Here is an 18,748-nt window from a genome sequence, read left to right on the forward strand (position 1 = left end):
GCTTCATCTCAACAGCCGTCGACCAGCCGCAACGCCACCCAAACAGGTCCCTCGGCTCCGCTCGGGACGACGGTGAAGCCGCACACTTCCGTCGTCATCCCGAGCGCAGCGAGGGATCCTTTTTCTGCGTCGTCGCTACTGTGACCCTGGCGGCGCCTGCGATGTTACGGCCGCTGGGAGATGTAGGAGCCGCGGTCGTGGTCGGGGTGGCTGAAAGTGATCTCCAACGTTCGCAGGAAAGTGTGGAGGCCCGCATCCTGGATGGGCAGCACGTGCGCGTCCTCCCCCGACTCGTTGTGGTGGGAATGCCAATAGCCCGGCGGAGTGACAAAGCTCGCACCCGGCTTCCAATCCTCCCGGCGACCATTCTTGATCATCCCGTCGTCGCCAATCTCCGTCCCGATCATGGTGTAACAGCCTGGCTTGCAGTCGATGACAAAATCGAGTGCCACCGATTCGTGGCGGTGCGGGAACTGGACCTTGTCCTTCGGCAGCAATCCAAACATCGCCCACAGCGTGTGGGTGACGGTTCTGGTGTTGGGAAACAGCTCGTTGGCCAGCAGAACGCTGACCCGATTAGCGCCGGCCTTGGCCGGATCGTGGGCGATCTGATCGAGTTTGGCCTGCGCCAGCTCATGTCGATAGAAGGTCGGCGGGAAACGCTCGACGCTTGGCGTCGCGCCGAGATAGCGAAGCAATGGCGCGTCATGCACCCAATAGAGACCGGCCTCGCCGTCGCTGTGATGAAGGGCCTGTCCATGCGCTGGAAGCACGATGAAGTCGCCCTGCTTCCAGAAGATCGAGTACCCGCACGCCTCGGTCCGGCCCGTCCCGCGATAGACGAAGAACAGCTGGCTGGTGGCCTCGGCGGAAGTCTGGATCGAGCCGTTGGAGATCCGGATGAAATTGGCGCACAGGGCCGGGCTGGTGGCGGGCGATGGGCAGCCGAGCTCTTCGCTGAGGTCGAGGGGCTGGATGCGCGTCGGCCCGGATTCGAAGAAGTCGGGTGAAAAGGCCCGGTACGGCACCGGACTGATGATCTTCGCGTAGATCGGGTTCGCGGCCGATGCGTAATCGTAATAGAGCGCACCCTTGGCCAATATTGGGCTGTTCGGCCCATCTGAGGACGGCATCATATCAATCGTTCCTTTGCGAACGAGGTCATCGCGGAGCCCACGGCTGGCTCCGCGAACGACTTTCGTGGACGGGGCTAGCTCTTCTTCGGGTGCGGCGTGCCGAGGTACGGGAACTCGCTCAGCGTGTCGGTGTGCGGCTTGAGGCCGTCGGACGGGATGTCGCCCTTGGAGAGGAAGGCGAGGCGGAAGTCGATGACGTCGTCGGTGAAGACCCGTCCGTTCGGATACTTCGCGGGTTTGGTGGGATCGAAGCTCAGCATGTCGGGCAGGATGGCGTGATCGTCGATCGCGGCGATCGCCTCCTCGCGCGTGTAGTTGCCGGTATGGCCCAGCAGATGGATGAACTGCTCGAGCCAGCGGGCGTAGTCGTTGACCGGCTCGCTGGCATTGTACTCTTCCTTGGTGTCGTCGGTGTTGAAGAAGCTGCTGACCGACGGATGGCCGGCGCGATCGACATGGAGGAGCTTGCCGTCCTGGCGCAGGCTGCAGCGTCCCCAGATACGGATGCCGGGCTTGCCGCCGAGCTCGCTGGTCGGCAGCTCGATCGCGGTCGAGAGCACATTGGCTTCGGTGTTCGAATCCGTGCCGGTCCAGGGCGACTTGCCGCCGAGGTGAGGGGCGGTGAAGTTGCGGCCGCCACTGGTATCGAACAGGTTCTTGATGCCGTCGAAATCGAAGAAGAACGCATCGCTGCGGCTGCCGGCAAAGAAGGTATAGGCGCCGGACTTGACGATGTTCGGCGTGGCTCCCAGCGACACCTCGGCATCGGAGATGATCTTCGTTCCCGCGGCCTCGACCGAGCGGGAGTCGGCGCCCTTGGCGACGAACACGCTGGCGGTCTGGCGGCCGTTCTTCACGGGCGAGAAGATGTAGGTGAAGGCGATGTCGGTCAGGCAATCGCCGTCATTGTCGATGTTGAGGCGGTAGATGGCGTCGGGATGGAACTGGTCGGCCGAGGGATTGGCATTGAGGATGATCACGGTCCTGGCCGGATCGGAGGGCGACTGGAAGGCGTAGAGATCGCACAGATCGAGGCGCTGGTCGCCGAGCGGCGGGCCGAGGCTCAGTCCTGTGAAGTGGTTCGACATGCTGGCGGCTCCTTCGAGAGGGCGAAGGAGCGGTCCCCGTGCCGCCCGGTCAAACCGATCCAGTCCGAAGTCCGGGTCTCATTCGCCGAGGAATAGGCTGTTCATTGGAGGGGGATGCACGGATCGTCGAGCGGGAGGCTACGGGGCGGTCGCAACCCCATCAAGGGTCGAATGGCCCACCCGGCCTGCATCGTGACATGCAGACATTTCCCTTGCCATTGCCCGCCGCCCTTCCGCGCGGCTCGACGCCGATCAGGCCGCCACCATCGAGCGGCCCGACGAGGGCAAGCTGAACCACTCGCGCTCGTCCTGCCGGAATTTCTCGCGGATGTAATCGATCACCGCGCGGATGCGGGCGCCCTTGTTGGTTTCCTCGTGGCTGACGAGCCAGATGTCGCGCGTGATATTGAGCTCGATCGGCACCTCGACCAGGTTGGCCGTCTTGCTGATGTAGCTCGGGAACACCGAGATGCCCCACGCCGCCTTCACCGCCTCGATGGCCGAGTGCGACGAGTTGGTGCGCAGCACGACATTGGGGCTTTGCTCGACCACCTCGCTCCAGGGCTTCATGGAGGGCAGGCTGTGCAGCGTCGTGTGATCGACGATGTGATGGGCCCGCAGGTCGTCGAGCCGCTGCGGCATGCCGTACTGCTCGACATAGGCCGGCGCGGCGAAGATCGACATGGCGAACTGGCCGACCCGCGCCGCCACGAGCTGGTTCGAAGTCGGGCGGAAGAAACGGATGGCGAGATCGGCCTGGCGGGTGGCGAGATCCAGCACCTGGTCGCCGACGATCACCTGCACCAGGATGTCGGAATGCATGCGGCGCAGCTCGGTAAGGCGCGGCACCAGCCATTGGGCGGCGAGGCCTTCGGTCGCCGCCACACGCACCACGCCCGACATCTCGCGATCGAGCCCGGCCAGGTGGCGCTCGATCGAGGTGGCGTTGGACAGCATCGATTCGGCCTGGACCAGGACGCCGCGCGCCGCCGGCGTCACTTCCATGCCGTGGCGATGGCGGTCGAACAGCTTGGCGCCGAGCCGGCGCTCGAGCGCCTGGATGCGGCGACCGACGGTTGTCTGCTTGGTGTTGAGCTGGGTGGCCGCGGCGCTGAAACTTCCGGTCTTGGCTACAGCCAGGAAGAACCGGACGTCGTCCCAATCGCCGAGGATGTTCGGCACCTTGCTCTTGCGCGGAGAAATAGATGTCATAGTAACAATCGATACAATCGATTTGGGTCCTGAACGTTTACTTTAAAAACCGCTCGTGATTAATCCTACACCATTGATCGTGTAATGTCGTTTTCGGTCTTTTTTCTACGGTCTTAGCTCGGTTTTTTCAGTCGCAGGTTGGTATTTCCAACTGCATATATCTAGTTCTCGCATTCGTTAGTCAATCAATCCTTGGTAGTTTTCCCGATTGACCTTCGGAGCGGGGTACTGTTGTGGCCGTGGTTGGCGCGGACACCAAATCGATGACCCTTGAGGGTCTGGCCGGCAAATTCAGCCGGTATGTGCGCAGTCCGTCGACGCGCATGGCGGCCTTCGTCGGTCTTCTTTCCTACCTCAGCTATGCATACGCGCACAACAGCTGGAGCAATCCAGCCCTGATCGGCGTGTCGCTGTTCGTCGGCGTGTTCCTGCCGAGCTACGCCAAGCTCAGCAACAAGGCCGAGCTGTGGGCCAACAACCGATTCGGTTTCGTGACCGGCGGCCGGCTGGGACGCTTTATCCCGCAATACGTGTTCAACCTGGCGGTCTTCTGGGTGATGCTGACGGGCGGAGCGCTGAACCGCGCCGGCATGGCCTCCGTCGGCGGCGCCTTCGGCGCGGCGCTCGTGACCACGCTCGCCTCGCAGGGCATCCAGTATCTCGGCGTCTATCTGTTCCAGCGCGGCATCGGCGACATGAACCGCAACGTGCTGGTCGGCCTGTCGATCAACCTCATGCTGACGGCGCTGGCGACGGCCGGCGTGCCGTTCGCGCGTGACATCTTCCTGGTGATCGGTTTCGGGTTCGGCGCCATCCTGTTCGGCGTCGGCCTGATGTCGGACCTGCGCTCGCAGTTCGCGCCCAAGGGCGGCATCGGCATCTTCTTCGGTACCTTCAATCCGTTCCACAACACCCACCTCGCCATGCTGAAGCGGGCGCTGGAGGAGCGCGGCCTCGACAAGATCATCATCCATCCGACGCTGGTGCCGCGGCTGCATGCCGAAGCCTTCCGCAAGAGACAATTGCGCGTGGCGCGGCTCGATCAGGGCTTCCAGATCTACGAGACGACCGACAAGGCCGACGTCAATGTCGACTACTTCCCGACCGGCCGCATGTTCCTGCCGCCGGAAACGCGCAAGGCGCTGATCGAGCTGGCGGTGGCGGAGGCCGGCATCGGCAACCGGATCGAGGTCGCGTTCATGCGCGAGACCTACGATACCAACGGCTTCCAGGGCGTGATCGCCGCGATCAAGAAGGCCCATCCGGGCGTGCGCTTGCATGGCCTGCACGGGACGGATCTCGGCGGCATGTTCGTGCGCCAGATCTACGACGAATGCGGATGGATCTATCCGTGGCGGATCCTGCGCCGGGACAATGTCTCAGCGACGGCGATCCGCAGAGGTGCGAAGGGAATGACTTCGGGTGTGGTGACCGACGTTCTTGCACAACTTTCAGCAAACGTTCCGGTGGTGGTGGCTGGGGGGCGCCGCTTCCGGAATGACAACGGAGTACTGACCGAGGGGGTCTGAGATGGCTAAGCAGTCGGCGGTGACGCCGGGGCAACCCGTCGTCACCATCAAGCTCGCATCGACGTCCGACGAGCTCATGCAGTGCTATGCGCTGCGCGCAGCAGTCTTCATGGGCGAACAGGCGTGTCCTTACTGGGAGGAATTCGACGGCAACGACTACGCCGCCTCGCACATCATCATGTATGTCGACGGCGAGCCGGCCGGCAGCATGCGGTTGCGCTGGTTCCAGTCGTTCTGCAAGTTCGAGCGCTGCGTGGTGCTGAAGCGCTTCCGCGGCCTGGGCGTCCATCACGCCTTGAATGCCTGGTGCAAGGACTTCGCCCGCCGCAAGGGTTACACCAAGGTCTATATCCATCTGCAGAAGCGCCACATGGCGATGATGGAGAAGGAGGGCTTCCGTCGCGTCGACGACCGGGTGTTCCGCTTCTCCGACCACGAATACTACGCGATCTACTGCGAGCTGCCGCCGGCCGAGGATGCGGTCTGCCTCGAGACCGAGCCGATGGTGCTGAACCGTCCGGAGGACCGTCTCGACATGGAAGGCATCCTCGAGAAGTCCGTGGTGCGCGGCGCCAGCAACCCGCACGCGGCGCGGCCCGAGCGGATCACGAATTGAGAGGAAGTGAGATGAGCACGACAGCCAGAACCATTGGCGGCGAGGCCGTCACGACCAAGCTCGCCGGCAAGATGGAAGACTCCTTCCAGGCCTTCGCCGTGCGCGCGGCCTGCTTCATCGGCGAACTGGACGTTCCGTTCTCCGAGGAATTCGACGGCCACGACTTTAGCGCCACCCATATCATCGCCTATATCGGCGACGAGCCGGTCGGCACCGTGCGCCTGCGCTGGTTCCAGTCCTTCGCCATGCCGGAACGGCTGGCGGTCATCCAGCGCTTCCGCGGCCACAATATCGGCAGCCTGCTGCTGGAGCGTTGCCGGACCCTGGCGCAGAGCCGCGGCTGCAACATGCTCTATGTCCAGGCGCTGCCGAACGACACGGGCTACTGGGAAAAGCAGGGCTGGCGTCGGCTGGTGCCGGAGGCGAGCGGCGCGACCAAGCAGATCGTTGCCATGGTCAAGGCGGTGGATCCCAACAAGCCGCTGCCCGCGGTCGAGGCCCCGGAAGCGATCGTGCTGCGGCGCGATGGCCAACTCGATTCGATCAGCATACCGGCCGGCACCGTCACGAACTAGGTGCGAATTCGCACAATTGCCAAGTTTCGGCCGCAGACGGCCGCGGCCGATGTCGTTACACTCCAACTGTGGTTGGGATAGACCACAGTCTTGTGTGGGAGTGTGGATGGGGGAGTTCGAGATCGTCGTCGACCCGAATGCGCGTCGACGGCGCAATCGCCAGCCGCTGTCGGAAAGGAAACGGGCGGCGGCATTGTTCAGGGTGTGGCACGGCGTGCGCGAATTGATAGAGGACGCTGAACGGCTCCGCGATGGCGAGCTGGTGCATTTCCTCTCGATCGCCCAGCTGCTGGTCGAGGAGAAGGTTACGGCTCTGACCGCCGGTACTGCGGCGTTCGAGGGAGTCGATACGACCCTGCCCCACTGAGGGCTGGGCCTCTCCGGACGCTATTTGTGGCGCGGATCGAGCGCGTCGCGAAGGCCGTCGCCCAGGAGATTGAACGAGAGCACGGCGGCGAAGATCGCGGCGCCGGGCCAGATCGCCATCCACGGCGCCTGGGCGATGAAGCGCTGCGCCGTGTTCAGCATGCTGCCCCAGGACGGCGCCGGCGGTTGCTGGCCGAGGCCGAGGAAGGACAGCGCCGCCTCGGCAATGATCGCCCCGGCGATGGCCAGCGACACTTGGATCAGAAGCGGCGGCACGATGTTGGGCAGCACATGGCGCAGCGCGATGCGCCAATGCGGATTGCCGACCGCGCGCGCCGCCTCGACATAATCCTCCACTTTGGCCGCGAGCGTCTGGCCGCGCGTCAGCCGCACGAACACGGGTGTCGCGGTGACGCCGATGGCGATCATCGCGTTGCCGAGGCTCGGCCCGAGGAAGGCAGCCAGCGCGATGGCCAGGATCAGGAACGGAATGGCGAGCATGGCATCGACGAGGCGCGACAGAGCGGCGTCGATCCAGCCGCCGGCATAACCCGCCAGCAATCCGAGCGGCACGCCGAAGCCGGCGGCGATGCCGACCGAGACGAGGCCGGCGCCGAGCGACGCGCGCGCGCCCCAGATCACGCGGCTCAGCACGTCGCGGCCGACCTCGTCGGTGCCGAACCAATGCGCCCACGAGGGCGGCTTGCGCACCAGGCTCCAGCTCGTCGCGGTCGGATCGTAGGGCGCGACCCACGGCGCGAGCGCGGCCAGGAGAATGAACAGCACGACAACGGCGAGCCCGATCAGCGCGCCCTTGCGCCGCCGCAACCGTCGCCACGCGCGCGCCCACGGATTTTCCTCGCCGAGAGGCGTCGCCTGCGTCGAAGCGAGAAAGGTCATGGGCCGGGGGCGCGCGAGTCCACTCGCGCGTCTTCGCGTGGATCGAGGAAGATCGCGCCATTGGAATGGCGCGCCCCCAGCGAAGAAAGGTTCAGCGCCCAGCGTTCGGTGCGACGGTATCGCGTACTGGGCGCGCGCGAGTCCACTCGCGCGTCTTTGCTTGAAGCAACGAAGGTCACGACAGCCCAGTGGCGCGCCCCGAGCGGGTGGTTCTCCCTCATCCTCTCAGCCTCGGATTGACCAGCATGTAGGCGACATCCGCCGCCAGGTTCAGCATGATGTAGATGGTCGAGGTCACCAGCACGACGCCCTGCACGACGGCATAGTCGCGGTTGAAAACGGCATCGACGATCAGCTTGCCGAAGCCCGGAATGGTGAAGACCTGCTCGGTCAGCACCGCGCCCGACAGCAGCGTGCCGAACTCCAGCGCGCCCAGCGTGATGACCGGCGTCATGGCGTTGCGCAGCGCGTGCTTCAGCACGACGCGGCCTTCCTGCAGTCCCTTGGCCCGGGCGGTGCGCACGTAATCGGCGCCCATCGCCTGCAGCATGGCGCTGCGCGTATGCCGCATCAGCACCGCGGCGAGCGCGTTGCCCAGCACGAAGGCCGGCATGATGGTGGTCGCGAGGCTCTGTCGCCAGTCCTCGCCCAGCCGCACATAGCCCGAGGCCGGCAACCATCCCAAGGTCACCGAGAACAGGAAGATCATCAGGATGCCGAGCCAGAAGTTCGGCGTGCTGAGCCCCCACAGCGCGAACAGGTTGGCGCCATAGTCCCATGCCGTCTCCTTCTTCACCGCCGAGACGATGCCGGCGGGAATGCCGATGCCGAGCGCGAACAGCAACGCCATCGCCGCGAGCTGCAGAGTCACCGGCAGCTTCTCCGCCACCAGGCTCGCCACCGAGCTCTTGAGCCGCATCGATTCGCCGAGATCGCCCTGCAGCACGCCCTTCATCCAGAAGAGGTAGCGCACCGGCACCGGATCGTTGAGGCGGTACTGCTCGCGGATCTGCTGCAGCACCGCCGGATCGCGCTCCTCGCCCGCCATGATCAGCGCCGGATCGCCGGGCAGGAGCTGCTGCAGGCCGAAGATCAGCATCGAGACCAGGATGATCGTCGGCACGATCTGCAGCAGGCGGCGGGACAGGAAGGCGAGCATGTCGGGCGCGGCCGCGCTCTACTTGAGCTTGAGGCCGATGACGCGCACGAGACCGTCCGGCATCGGCTTGTAGCCGGTGAGCTTGTCGGTATGCGCCACCAGCACCTGCGGGTGATAGAGGTAGAGGATCGAGCCCTCGGGCAGCACCTTGGCGGCGACCTTCTCGTAGGCGGCCTTGCGGTCGGCGAAGGCGGTCCTGGTGCGCGCCTCCTGATGCGCGGCATCGACATCCTTGTCGCAATACTTGGCGCTGTTCTGCGGCTGGCCGCAGACCTGGAAGGAGTAGGAGTTGCCGTCGGGATCGCTGCGCCCGCTCCAGCCGATCAGATAGAGCTGGTAGTTGCCGTCCTCCGACTGCTTGAGCGAGGTGGCGAACTCGGTGACGCGGATCTTGAGGTCGAAGCCCGCTTCGGCCGCCATCGACTGCACGACTTCCGCCACCTGCCGGTACTCGACGCCGTTCGGCACCATGAAGTCGATGGCGAGCGGCGTCGTCACGCCGGCCTCCTTCAGGAGTGCCTTGGCCTTGGCGATGTCGCGCTTCGGCACCGGGAACTTCTGCTGATAGTACGGGTTCTGTGGGCTGACCCATTGGTTGCCCGGCACGAACTCGCCGTTGAACACGACCTGGTTGAGGGCCTCGCGATCGATGGCGAGATCGAGCGCCTGGCGCACGCGCGCATCCTTGCCCAGGGGATTGTCGGCCTTGGGGCCGTTGGCGATGTTGATGGTGAGGCCCATGTAGCCCAGCGACACGGCCTTGCTGAGGGTGAGCTTCTTGTCCTCGCGTACCGTCTTGATGTCGGTGGCGAGCACGCGCTCGATCAGGTCGAGCCCACCCGAGCGCAGGTTGGCCAGGCGCACCGTCGCATCGACGATCGGCAGGTAGGTGATCTTGTCGATGAAGACGTTGTCCTTGTTCCAGTAGTCGGCGAACTTCTCGACCACGATGCGGTCCTGCTGCACGCGCTCGACGAACTTGTAGGGGCCGGCACAGACCGGATGCAGCCCGAACTTGTCGCCCGCCGCCTCGGCGGCCTTGGGCGCCACCATCATGCCGGCGCGGTCGGTGAGCTGGGCCAGCAGCGGCGAGAAGGGCGCCTTCAGGTGCAGCTTGATCGTCAGGGGATCGACCACCTCGACCGACTCGATGGCCGAGATCTCGGGCTTGCGGAACGAGCCCTTCATGTTCAAGTGGCGCTCGAGGCTGTACTTGGCGGCGGCGGCGTCGAAGTCCTCGCCGTCGTGGAACTTCACGCCCGGCCGCAGCTTGATGGTGACGGTCTTGCCATCCTCGGAGGTCTCGTGGCTGAGCGCGAGCTGCGGCACGATGTTCAGCTTCTCGTCGATGTCGAACAGCTTGTCGCAGATCGACGCGAAGACGATGCGGCCGACATAGGTGCGCGCGAGTGTGGGATCGAGCACGTCGGGATCCTCGGCGAGGCCGACCCGCAGGTTGCTTTGCGCCGTCGCGGTGCCGATGGCGGCCGACGACAGCAGCACCGCCAGCATCAGCCGGCGAAGGGTGGAGATCATGCTTCCTCCTTTGAGACGAACGCCGCCTGAAGGCGGTCGAGCCTGATGCGATCCTGATCCTCGGCGCTGGCCCGCGCGACGGCGGGCGCGGGCGGAAACTCGGGCCACCACGGGCAGGCGGTGGCGTGTCCCTGGGCGTCGCTCACGAGCGGCGGATCGTCCCGACGGCAGGACTCGCGTGCGTGAGGGCAGCGCGTGTGGAAGCGGCAGCCGGAGGGCGGGCTCATCGCGCTCGGAATGTCGCCTTCGAGCAGGGCGCGGTCGCGCACGAGAGTCGGGTCGGGCAGCGGCACGGCCGACAGGAGCGCGCGCGTATAGGGATGGCGCGGCTCGGCGAACAGCGCGTCGGTCGATGCGGTCTCGACGATGCGGCCGAGATACATCACGGCGATGCGGTCGGCGATGTGCTTCACGACCGCGAGGTCGTGACTGATGAAGATATAGGCGAGGCCGAAGCGCTTCTGCAGCGCCCGCATCAGGTTGATCACCTGGGCCTGGATCGAGACATCGAGCGCGGAGACGGGCTCGTCGGCCACGATCAGGCGCGGCTCGACCGCCAGCGCGCGGGCGATGGCGATGCGCTGGCGCTGGCCGCCGGAGAACTCGTGCGGATAGCGCCGCGCATGATCGGGTCGCAGGCCGACCAGTTCGAGCAGCTCCGCGACCCGCGCGCGGCGCTGCGACTCGCCGCCCACGAGATGATGCAGCTTGAGCGGCTCGCCCAGCATGGCGCCCACGGTCATGCGCGGATTGAGCGAGGCGTAGGGATCCTGGAAGATGACCTGCAGCCGGCGGCGACGCGCGCGCATCGCCGCGGCATCGAGGGCCAGAAGGTCCTCGCCCTCGAAGCGCACGCTGCCGGCAGTCGGCTCGATCAGCCGCAATGCCAGCCGCCCGACGGTGGACTTGCCGCAGCCCGACTCGCCGACCAGCGCCAGCGTCTCGCCTTCCCCGACCTCGAAGTCGACCCCATCGACCGCACGCACCTGGCCCGACGTGCGGCCGAACAACCCGCCCGTCACCGGGAAGTGCTTCACGAGGCCTTTGACCTGGAGCAGAGTCATGGGAGCGCGCCATGGTGTGGCGGCGCGGATGAGCCTGAGCGCCACTGGAGTGGCGCGCTCCCATGAGCCATGACCATCTGGGCCTGAAGGGCGTTCATCGGAGCGCGCCACTCCAGTGGCGCTCTTCTTGACGCAGCTGCGCGCTCCGATGAGTCATGACAGCAGCCCGCTCAAGGGGGCGCGGCGGCAGCGGGAGAGATGGCCGGGGGCGACTTCCGTCAGGGCCGGCACGGCGGCGCGGCAGGTGGGTTCGACGAAGGGGCAGCGATCGGCGAAGCGGCAGCCTTGCGGCGGCCGGCTCATGTCAGGGACGCGCCCCTCGATCGAGGGCAGTCGCTCGCGCCGGCGGTCGAGCTTGGGGATCGAGCCCAGCAGGCCCACCGTGTAGGGATGCTCGGGCCGCGCGAACAGTTCCTTGACGTCGGCGCGCTCGACGATCTGGCCGGCATACATGACGGCGACATCGTCGGCCATCTCGGCCACCACGCCGAGATCGTGCGTGATCAGGATGATGGCGGTGCCGGTGTCGCGGCGCAGGCCACGCATGAGGTCGAGGATCTGCGCTTGGATGGTGACGTCGAGCGCGGTCGTCGGCTCGTCGGCGATCAGCAGGTCGGGCCCGCAGGCCAGCGCCATGGCGATCATCACGCGCTGGCGCTGGCCGCCCGACAGCTTGTGCGGATAGTCGTCGACGCGCTTCTCCGGCGAGGGGATGCGCACCAGCCGCAGCATCTCGATCGCCTTGGCCCGCGCCTCGGCGGGCGAGGCGTCGCTGTGACGGCGGATCGCCTCGACGATCTGGTTGCCGATGGTGAAGGCGGGATTGAGCGAGGTCATCGGCTCCTGGAAGATCATCGCCAGCCGCGCGCCGCGCAGGTCGCGCAGCGTGCGCGGCGTCTCCTTCAGGAGATCGCGGCCCTCGAAGCGCACCTCGCCGCTCACCCTGGAATGGTCCGGCGGCAGCAGGCCCATGATGGCGAGCGAGGTCACGCTCTTGCCGCAGCCCGACTCGCCCACCAGTCCCAGGGTGCGGCCGCGCTGGAGCGCGAGGTCGATGCCGTCGACGGCGCGGACGGTGCCGTCGTCGGTCGCGAAGCTGACGGCAAGCTGCCTGAGTTCAAGCAGCGGTGCAGTCATTCGTGCTCCATCGCCGGACTGCCGGCGGCGCGCGAGTCCGCTCGCGCGTCTTTGCCTGACCCGTCGAAGATCGCGCCGCTAGAGTGGCACGCCCCCAGCGATGACGGTTCCATCACCCGGTTGGCGCGTTCGTGCCGGATGATCGGCGGTGTCATGCGCCGGGGGCGCGCGAGTCCACTCGCGCGTCTTTGCCTGCCTCGTCGAAGATTGCGCCACACGAGCGGAGCTTCGCTCCGCCTGTGGAGTGGCGCGCCCCCAGCCAGGACGGATCCCGCATCATCGTCCCGCGGCGTAGCCCTGCATGCCGCGGGCGTTGGCGGCGGCCTTGCGCCAGGGATCCTGGCGCGTGGCGGCGGTGAGGCGGCCTTCCGACCAGTCGTCGTTGACCTCGACCTCGTGGCCGCGCTTCTTCAGCTCCTCGACGGTGGCCTTCGGCACGCGGCCCTCCAGCACCAGCACGCCGGGACGGGCGGTGCGCGGCCAGAAGGAGGAGGGGAAGTGCTCGCTGTGCCAGGCCGGCGAGTCGATGCATTCCTGCAGGTTCAGACCGCAATGGACATGGCGCAGGAAGTGCTGCGTCACCCACTGGTCCTGCTGGTCGCCGCCCGGCGAACCCCACACCATGTACGGCTCGCCGTCGCGATGGCAGAGCGTCGGCGTCAGCGTCGAGCGCGGCCGCTTGCCCGGCGCCAGCGAGCCCGGCAGGCCTTCTTCCAGCCAGAACATCTGGCCGCGCGTGCCGAGCGGGAAGCCCAGTTCGGGAATGACCGGCGAGCTCTGCAGCCAGCCGCCCGAGGGCGTGGCCGAGATCATGTTGCCGTCGCGATCGACGATGTCGAAATGCACCGTGTCGCCATTGGTCTGGCCGACGCGGCCGACCGTCGGCTCGCCGGCGCCGCTGGAAGCAACGCCCAGCCGTACGGAATCGGCGCGGCGCAGCTTCACCACGCCGCCATAGCCGTCGACCTTGCCCGGCCGCTGTTCGAGGTTGGCACGCGCCGGATCGACCAGCTTGCGGCGGTCGTCGTTGTAGGCATCCGACAGCAGCGTCTTCATCGGCACGTCGACGAAGGCGGGATCGCCATAGAAGGCCTCGCGGTCGGCATAGGCGAGCTTCAGGCACTCGATCTGGAGATGGATGAAGTCGGCGCTGGTGGGGTCGAGCCCGTCGAGATCGAAGCCCTTGAGCAAGGCGAGCTGCTGCAGCACCACCGGACCCTGGGTCCAGGTGCTGGCCTTGCATACCGTGTAGCGGCCGTAGTCGTAGGTGAGCGGCGCCTCGACGGTGGCCTGCCACCTGGCGAGATCATCGCCCGTCAGCAGGCCGCGATTGCGCTTGCCCGAGACGTCCATGACTTCCTGCGTGCGGCAGAACTTGTCGATCGCCGCGGCGACGAAGCCCTGGCTCCAGACCTTGCGCGCGCGCTCGATCTCGGCCTCGCGACCGCCGCCGCCCGCCTCGGCTTCCTTGAGGATGCGCGCATAGGTGTTGCCGGCGGCGGTGTTGCGGAACAGCGTCGCGGCCTTGGGCACCTCGTTGTTGGGCAGGAACACCGCGGCCGAACTCTGCCAGTGGGTGCGGAACTGCTCGGCCACGGTCGAGATGGTGGCCGAGGCGCGCTCCACCAGCGGATGGCCGTTGAGGTAATAGCCGATGGCCGGCGCCAGCACGTCGCCGAGCCGCATCGTGCCGTAGTCGCGCAGCAGCAGCATGTAGGCGTCGAAGGTGCCGGGCACGCAGGCCGGCAACAGGCCGGTGCCGGGAATGAGATCGAGGCCGAGCCCCTTGTAGTGGGCGATGGTGGCGCCGGCCGGCATCGAGCCCTGGCCGCAGATCACTTCCGTCTTGCCCCGCTTCACGCTGTTCAGGATCAGCGGCACGTCGCCGCCCGGCCCGCACAGATGCGGCTCGACCACCTGCAGGGTGAAGGCCGTCGCCACCGCCGCATCGAAGGCGTTGCCGCCCTTCTCGAGGATGCCCATGCCGACCGCGGTCGCGATCCAGTGCGTCGAGGTCACGACGCCGAAGGTGCCGACGATCTCGGGCCGCGTGGTGAAGGGGTTGGGGTTGATGAGTTTCATGGGCGCGGCCTCCCTTGGTGTGCAAAAAACAGGCCGGACCTTAAGCCCGCCGCGCCGCGGATGCCAGCGGCGTACCGGCGCGCGTCCATGCCCGTCCCAACGGCCGGGGACAGGCTCGATATCGATGGCATAAGGGTTTGGGGGACTTCGTCCCGCCGTCCCCGGTGTCCCGGAGCGTCCCGCGGCGTCCCGGCTGTCCCGCCGGAGATCGCCCCGCTACTCGGCGGCCTCGGGCAGGCGCATCCAGCGCGGCACTTCCGGCCGGATACGCGTGCCGCCGGCCACCAGCCCGTCGGGGGCGCGCACGGCATCGAGCCGCAACAGGGCCAGCGCGCGATCGCCGGTGCCGGAGCGGATCTCGCCCACTTCCTGACCGTTATGCTCGATCGGTGCACCGGGCGCGGGCAGGGGGCCTTCGACGCGCACCGGGAACAGGCGCTTCTTCACAAGGCCGCGATATTTGGTTCGGGCCGTCAGCTCCTGGCCCATGTAGCAGCCCTTCTGCCAGTCGACGCCGTGCAGCTCGTCGAAGCCCGATTCCATCAGCAGCGCCTTTTCCGGCGGCAGGTCGCGGCTGCCGTCCGGGACGCCGAGGGACAGGCGCAGGGACTCGTAGGCCTCGACCGGCGCCGCCGTCGCGCCGCGCGCCGTCAGCAGCGCCGCCGCCTGGCCGGCCGGCGCCAGCACGCGCAGGCCAAGCTCGGGCAGACGCGGATCGACGAAGGCCACCGCGCCGTTGGGGGCGCCGTCGAGCGGAAGCAAGGCGTCGGCGCCGGGCCCGTAGGCCACCGCGACCTCCATCGTCGCGCTGCGATCCTCGACCGTCACCTTGGAGCGCAATCGATAAAGAGAGAGCTTCTTCGCCAGCGCCGGCGCCCGCTCGCGCTCGGTCTCGAGCAGCAGCACGTCGCCGGCATCGGCTACGAACATGTCGTTGAGGAAGCGGCCCTGCGGCGTCAGCAGCGCCGCCCAGATCGCCTGACCCGGCGCCACCTTGGTGGTGTCGTTGGAAATCAGCCCCTGCAGGAACGCGACTCGATCATCGCCGCCAACGGCAATGACCCCACGATGGGAAAGGACACTGAATGCGACGCCCATGGTCGCTTTAAGGTGGGGGCGAGTGCTGCGATTGGCAAGCGTTCTCGATGGGGAGGCATTCGATACCCTTGTCGGGGTTAAGCCCTTCTACTCTCTTCCCGAACTGTGGAAACATACCGCGAACAATTTGCTCGCTCTGCGGACCAAACTCGGTATCCTTAGTAGATGACTAAAACAATCACCGATAGCCAAGTCTTGGGAGAGCTTGGCGAGACGGCCGTTAAGAAAATCGTGCTGGAAACTGGCTTCATTTACGAACATCGCGGGCGGCTTGAGGCTGGTACCGATGGGCTCATTGAGCTGCGCGACCCCAAGAGCGGTGCTCCGCTCGGAAAGCTCTTGGCCGTGCAGGTGAAGGCAACGAAAGAAAGCCAATACCTCCGCGAGACCGACAAAGGATTTGAGTATCTGCTCAGACCTGCGGACCTGAAGCTTTGGCGCCTTTCGAATATCCCAGTCATCATCGTGTTGTGGCGGCAGTCGGACGGCTCCGCCTACTGGAAGGATGTTACTGATTCTGTACGCGGTGAAGAGAGACGATTGCAATTCGACAAGGCGGCTGATGTCTTTGATCCTGGATGTGCTGACCGCCTCGGCGCCTTGACCGTTGATCGTCGCAAGCCGGGTGTTTTTGTACCTCCTCTCAACGGAGGTGAGACCGCGATTATCAATCTCCTGCGCATAAAGCTGCCCGAGGAGATCTTCATCGCGACTTCACCATTCGGTAGCGGTCGGGACGCGGTCCCTGAACTCCTCAAACACAGCAACACCCGCTTCGATTGGGTAATCCGCAAGCGCAGATATGTTTCGTTCTTCGATCCGCGAGAGTACGGGACGAAGGCCATAGTCGATGTCGACCAGGTAGAAGCGATCGATAGCGATATTTTTGCGTTCAATGATGACTTAGACGACACCAACGACACCATGGATTTGCTGCGCCGGACAGTGGAGCGCCAGCTTTCCGCACAGGTGTCGTACCTGCGGAAGGAGCGTCTTTTTTATTTTCATGCCGTAGCGACAAACAAGTCGCGGAGCTACCGCTATCTCGCCAATGTGAAGGAAACGTCCGCTAAAGTTGTGAGCGCTTACACCAACAAGAAGAACCCCGAGGGAAGGGGATACGTGCGGCATCACGCGGCGACCTTTCGCTTTGAACGACTCGCAGACGAGTGGTTCGTGGTTGTGGATCCGACATTTTACTTTACGAACGATGGCTTCCGACCACATCGGTATCCAGAAGCTCTGCTGGCGGGGAAGAAGCGATTGGAGCGCAACGCCGCAGTGCGGGGCCAAGTTGTCATGTGGCAGCACCTGCTAGTGGAAAGCGCTTCCTGCAACAACGGTCTGTTTGATCAAAACGAGCACGCGGATGTATTGCTCGACTTTGAAAACCTGCCGGTGATTGAGTTATCGCGTGCAGTTCCAGAATCGTCATGGACTCGCACCGATCCCCGAGCGAAGGAAATGGAATCACGCGACCTCTTCGATGAAGGGGGTGCCGCATGATCCTCAAGTCGCGTGTCTTCGATGAACCGATGCTCGAGTTTGGCGATGGCGGCCAACATCTTGATCCCAGACAGGGGCTAAGAGAGTACGGGCCGCTTCAGCCTAGGTCCGGCGATGTCGTCCATGTTGGCGTTATCGGCACAGAAGATACTATCGCAGGGTTCTCCGAATTCTTGGCGGAGACGGCCGCGGGAATAGATAGTGACAACAAGCAGCTCATCAACCTGAATCCGGACTTCCCCGGCCTGGGGAACCAGAATCCCTTTCGGTGCAAGTTTGTGATTCCGGATGGCGCGACTGCCACAATCTCGCGGCGGCAGGTCACAGAGATCAAGCAGATTGGACGCCATGATGAAGCCGTGCGCCGGGCGGTGGCGCTGATCGCCGATCAGTTGTCAGCGCTGATGGAAAGCAGTGCCAAACCAGACGTGATCGTGCTGGCATTGCCGGTGCCACTTATTGAGAAGTTGGTGAATGCCAAAAGTGAAGAGATAGCTGACATTGCCGAAGACGAAGAGAATCGTGACGACACACTGAACTTTCGAGACTTGCTCAAAGCGAAGACGCTGCATCTGGATGTTCCTACGCAAATCGTTTGGCCGGATACGTGGGACGACGCCGCGAAGATTCCCAGGAAGGTCAAGCGTGATTCCAACCGTCAGACGCAAGCAAAGGCCACGCGTGCATGGAATTTGCTGAACGCACTATTCTATAAGGCGGGCAAAGTTCCGTGGCGACTGTTACCCGATCAAGCTGAGTATCGGACCAGCTTTCTGGGTATCGGCTTTTACCGCGACCTTGACGGTCAGCAGCTTTGGACCAGCACTGCGCAAATGTTTGATGAACGGGGCAGGGGGCTCATCCTGCGCGGTGCTCGCGCACAGACGGAGACGAAAGGCCGGCATCCCTATCTCACGGCCAAAGATGCCGACGATCTCGTCACGCAGTCCATCGCCGCATATAAGGCGCACCACAAGCATGTTCCGGCTCGTGTAGTGGTTCTCAAGACTTCGCGCTTCCGCCCGGAGGAAGCGGAGGGCATCGACTCGGCATTGAGTCGGTTGGGAATCGAACTGAGCGATCTGGTTTGGGTTCAGGAGAGTTCGCCGATCGCTGTCTTCCGAGATGGGAACTATCCCATTTTGCGGGGTACGTTTGTCGATCTCAAAGGGAAGGGCCTTCTCTACACGCGCGGCAGCGTGCCCTACTACGGAACATATCCGGGCCTGCGCGTACCAAGGCCTCTGCTTCTCGTTCCCCATGAAAATTCAGACAGCGCCCTTGCGCGTCTCGCTGAGGAAGTGCTCGCGCTGACAAAGGTCAACTGGAACACCACACAATTCGATCAGAAGCTGCCAGCGCCGATCAAGGCTGCCCGAGAAGTGGGGCGCATCCTCAAGCATATCGAGTACGGGGTTGCCATCTCGCCGGACTTTAGAAAATACACGTGACAGAGAGATGGCTGAAGTCGCTCGGTCATTGTCATCTTATTCTCCCTTTACGCTGGGTTCATGAGGCCACGTAACAGGCCTCTCCCCGTCCGCGCCCTCGGCACACTCCGTCGCCTGAGATAGTTCAACCCCACCGCCGCTGCCGCCATGGCGATCGCCCATCTGAGGCCGAAGGTGCTGGCGACCCAGCCAGTGCCGACCGGCCTCGCCGCTGAAGCTCGGTCGAGCGCCAGCGAGATAGAGCGCGGTCCCGGCTAAAGCTGGGGCTGCCCAACCGCCAAGAGGAAGCTCTT

At 64.9% G+C, this 18,748-nt stretch carries 16 protein-coding genes and 1 pseudogene; 6 read left to right on the forward strand and 11 right to left on the reverse strand.

What is annotated here, in order from left to right; translation table 11 throughout:
• Positions 1-164: 164 nt before the first annotated feature.
• From B5D62_RS30130 to B5D62_RS30140, 3 genes are all read right to left on the reverse strand, one after another.
• Positions 165-1,136, reverse strand: coding sequence for a cupin domain-containing protein (locus B5D62_RS30130; protein WP_218191382.1), 972 nt, complete (start codon positions 1,134-1,136; stop codon positions 165-167).
• Positions 1,137-1,210: 74 nt separating this feature from the next.
• Positions 1,211-2,224 carry a DUF4331 family protein gene (locus tag B5D62_RS30135; RefSeq protein ID WP_085937800.1) on the reverse strand — a complete coding sequence of 338 codons (1,014 nt, stop codon included), beginning with the start codon at positions 2,222-2,224 and terminating at the stop codon, positions 1,211-1,213.
• A 252-nt stretch (positions 2,225-2,476) separates the two neighbouring features.
• On the reverse strand, positions 2,477-3,436 hold the full coding sequence (locus B5D62_RS30140; protein WP_085937801.1) for a LysR family transcriptional regulator: 960 nt from the start codon (positions 3,434-3,436) through the stop codon (positions 2,477-2,479).
• A 263-nt stretch (positions 3,437-3,699) separates the two neighbouring features.
• Here B5D62_RS30140 and B5D62_RS30145 point away from each other — a divergent pair, with 263 nt between their 5' ends.
• From B5D62_RS30145 to B5D62_RS30160, 4 genes are all read left to right on the forward strand, one after another.
• The gene (locus tag B5D62_RS30145; protein ID WP_139374175.1) at positions 3,700-4,965 is read left to right on the forward strand and encodes a hypothetical protein; all 1,266 of its coding nucleotides are present in this window, start codon (positions 3,700-3,702) and stop codon (positions 4,963-4,965) included.
• A gap of 1 nt (position 4,966) precedes the next feature.
• The gene (locus B5D62_RS30150) at positions 4,967-5,581 is read left to right on the forward strand and encodes a GNAT family N-acetyltransferase (protein WP_085937803.1); all 615 of its coding nucleotides are present in this window, start codon (positions 4,967-4,969) and stop codon (positions 5,579-5,581) included.
• Positions 5,582-5,592: 11 nt separating this feature from the next.
• Positions 5,593-6,156, forward strand: coding sequence for a GNAT family N-acetyltransferase (locus B5D62_RS30155; protein ID WP_085937804.1), 564 nt, complete (start codon positions 5,593-5,595; stop codon positions 6,154-6,156).
• A 106-nt stretch (positions 6,157-6,262) separates the two neighbouring features.
• Positions 6,263-6,523, forward strand: a complete 261-nt coding sequence (locus B5D62_RS30160) for a hypothetical protein (protein ID WP_085937805.1) — start codon at positions 6,263-6,265, stop codon at positions 6,521-6,523.
• Positions 6,524-6,543: 20 nt separating this feature from the next.
• Here the strand turns inward: B5D62_RS30160 and B5D62_RS30165 are convergent, their stop codons facing one another.
• The 8 genes and pseudogenes from B5D62_RS30165 to B5D62_RS34495 form a co-directional block, all read right to left on the reverse strand.
• The gene (locus B5D62_RS30165; protein WP_085937806.1) at positions 6,544-7,422 is read right to left on the reverse strand and encodes an ABC transporter permease; all 879 of its coding nucleotides are present in this window, start codon (positions 7,420-7,422) and stop codon (positions 6,544-6,546) included.
• 217 nt (positions 7,423-7,639) lie between these two features.
• A complete protein-coding gene (locus B5D62_RS30170) occupies positions 7,640-8,581 on the reverse strand; it encodes an ABC transporter permease (protein ID WP_085937807.1) in 942 nt (313 codons plus the stop codon).
• A gap of 18 nt (positions 8,582-8,599) precedes the next feature.
• A complete protein-coding gene (locus tag B5D62_RS30175; protein ID WP_139374176.1) occupies positions 8,600-10,117 on the reverse strand; it encodes an ABC transporter substrate-binding protein in 1,518 nt (505 codons plus the stop codon).
• Entirely contained in the window at positions 10,114-11,181 is a 1,068-nt protein-coding gene (locus tag B5D62_RS30180; protein ID WP_085937808.1) for an ABC transporter ATP-binding protein, read from the reverse strand. Before B5D62_RS30180 ends, B5D62_RS30175 begins: the two co-directional genes overlap by 4 nt.
• A gap of 153 nt (positions 11,182-11,334) precedes the next feature.
• On the reverse strand, positions 11,335-12,318 hold the full coding sequence (locus tag B5D62_RS30185; RefSeq protein ID WP_085937809.1) for an ABC transporter ATP-binding protein: 984 nt from the start codon (positions 12,316-12,318) through the stop codon (positions 11,335-11,337).
• Between the two features lie 276 nt (positions 12,319-12,594).
• Positions 12,595-14,400, reverse strand: a complete 1,806-nt coding sequence (locus B5D62_RS30190) for a gamma-glutamyltransferase family protein (protein WP_085937810.1) — start codon at positions 14,398-14,400, stop codon at positions 12,595-12,597.
• Between the two features lie 216 nt (positions 14,401-14,616).
• Positions 14,617-15,189: a CAF17-like 4Fe-4S cluster assembly/insertion protein YgfZ gene (ygfZ, locus tag B5D62_RS34490; protein WP_473213615.1), complete on the reverse strand. Its 573-nt coding sequence runs from the start codon at positions 15,187-15,189 to the stop codon at positions 14,617-14,619.
• Positions 15,169-15,501 (reverse strand): annotated as a pseudogene (locus tag B5D62_RS34495) (YgfZ/GcvT domain-containing protein); the annotation flags it as partial. The pseudogene B5D62_RS34495 and the gene ygfZ, both read right to left, overlap by 21 nt.
• Positions 15,502-15,663: 162 nt before the next feature.
• On the opposite strand from B5D62_RS34495, the gene B5D62_RS30200 reads away from it, so the two are divergent.
• Together B5D62_RS30200 and B5D62_RS30205 are read left to right on the forward strand one after the other, a co-directional pair.
• Entirely contained in the window at positions 15,664-17,004 is a 1,341-nt protein-coding gene (locus B5D62_RS30200; RefSeq protein ID WP_085937812.1) for a DUF4365 domain-containing protein, read from the forward strand.
• Positions 17,001-18,455 (forward strand): argonaute/piwi family protein, encoded by a 1,455-nt coding sequence (locus tag B5D62_RS30205; RefSeq protein WP_085937813.1) that lies wholly within the window; start codon positions 17,001-17,003, stop codon positions 18,453-18,455. The genes B5D62_RS30200 and B5D62_RS30205 overlap by 4 nt, the downstream gene beginning before the upstream one ends.
• Positions 18,456-18,748: the final 293 nt, after the last annotated feature.

Origin of the sequence: Enhydrobacter aerosaccus (assembly GCF_900167455.1) — a bacterium.
In the GTDB taxonomy this organism is placed as follows: domain Bacteria; phylum Pseudomonadota; class Alphaproteobacteria; order Reyranellales; family Reyranellaceae; genus Reyranella; species Reyranella aerosaccus.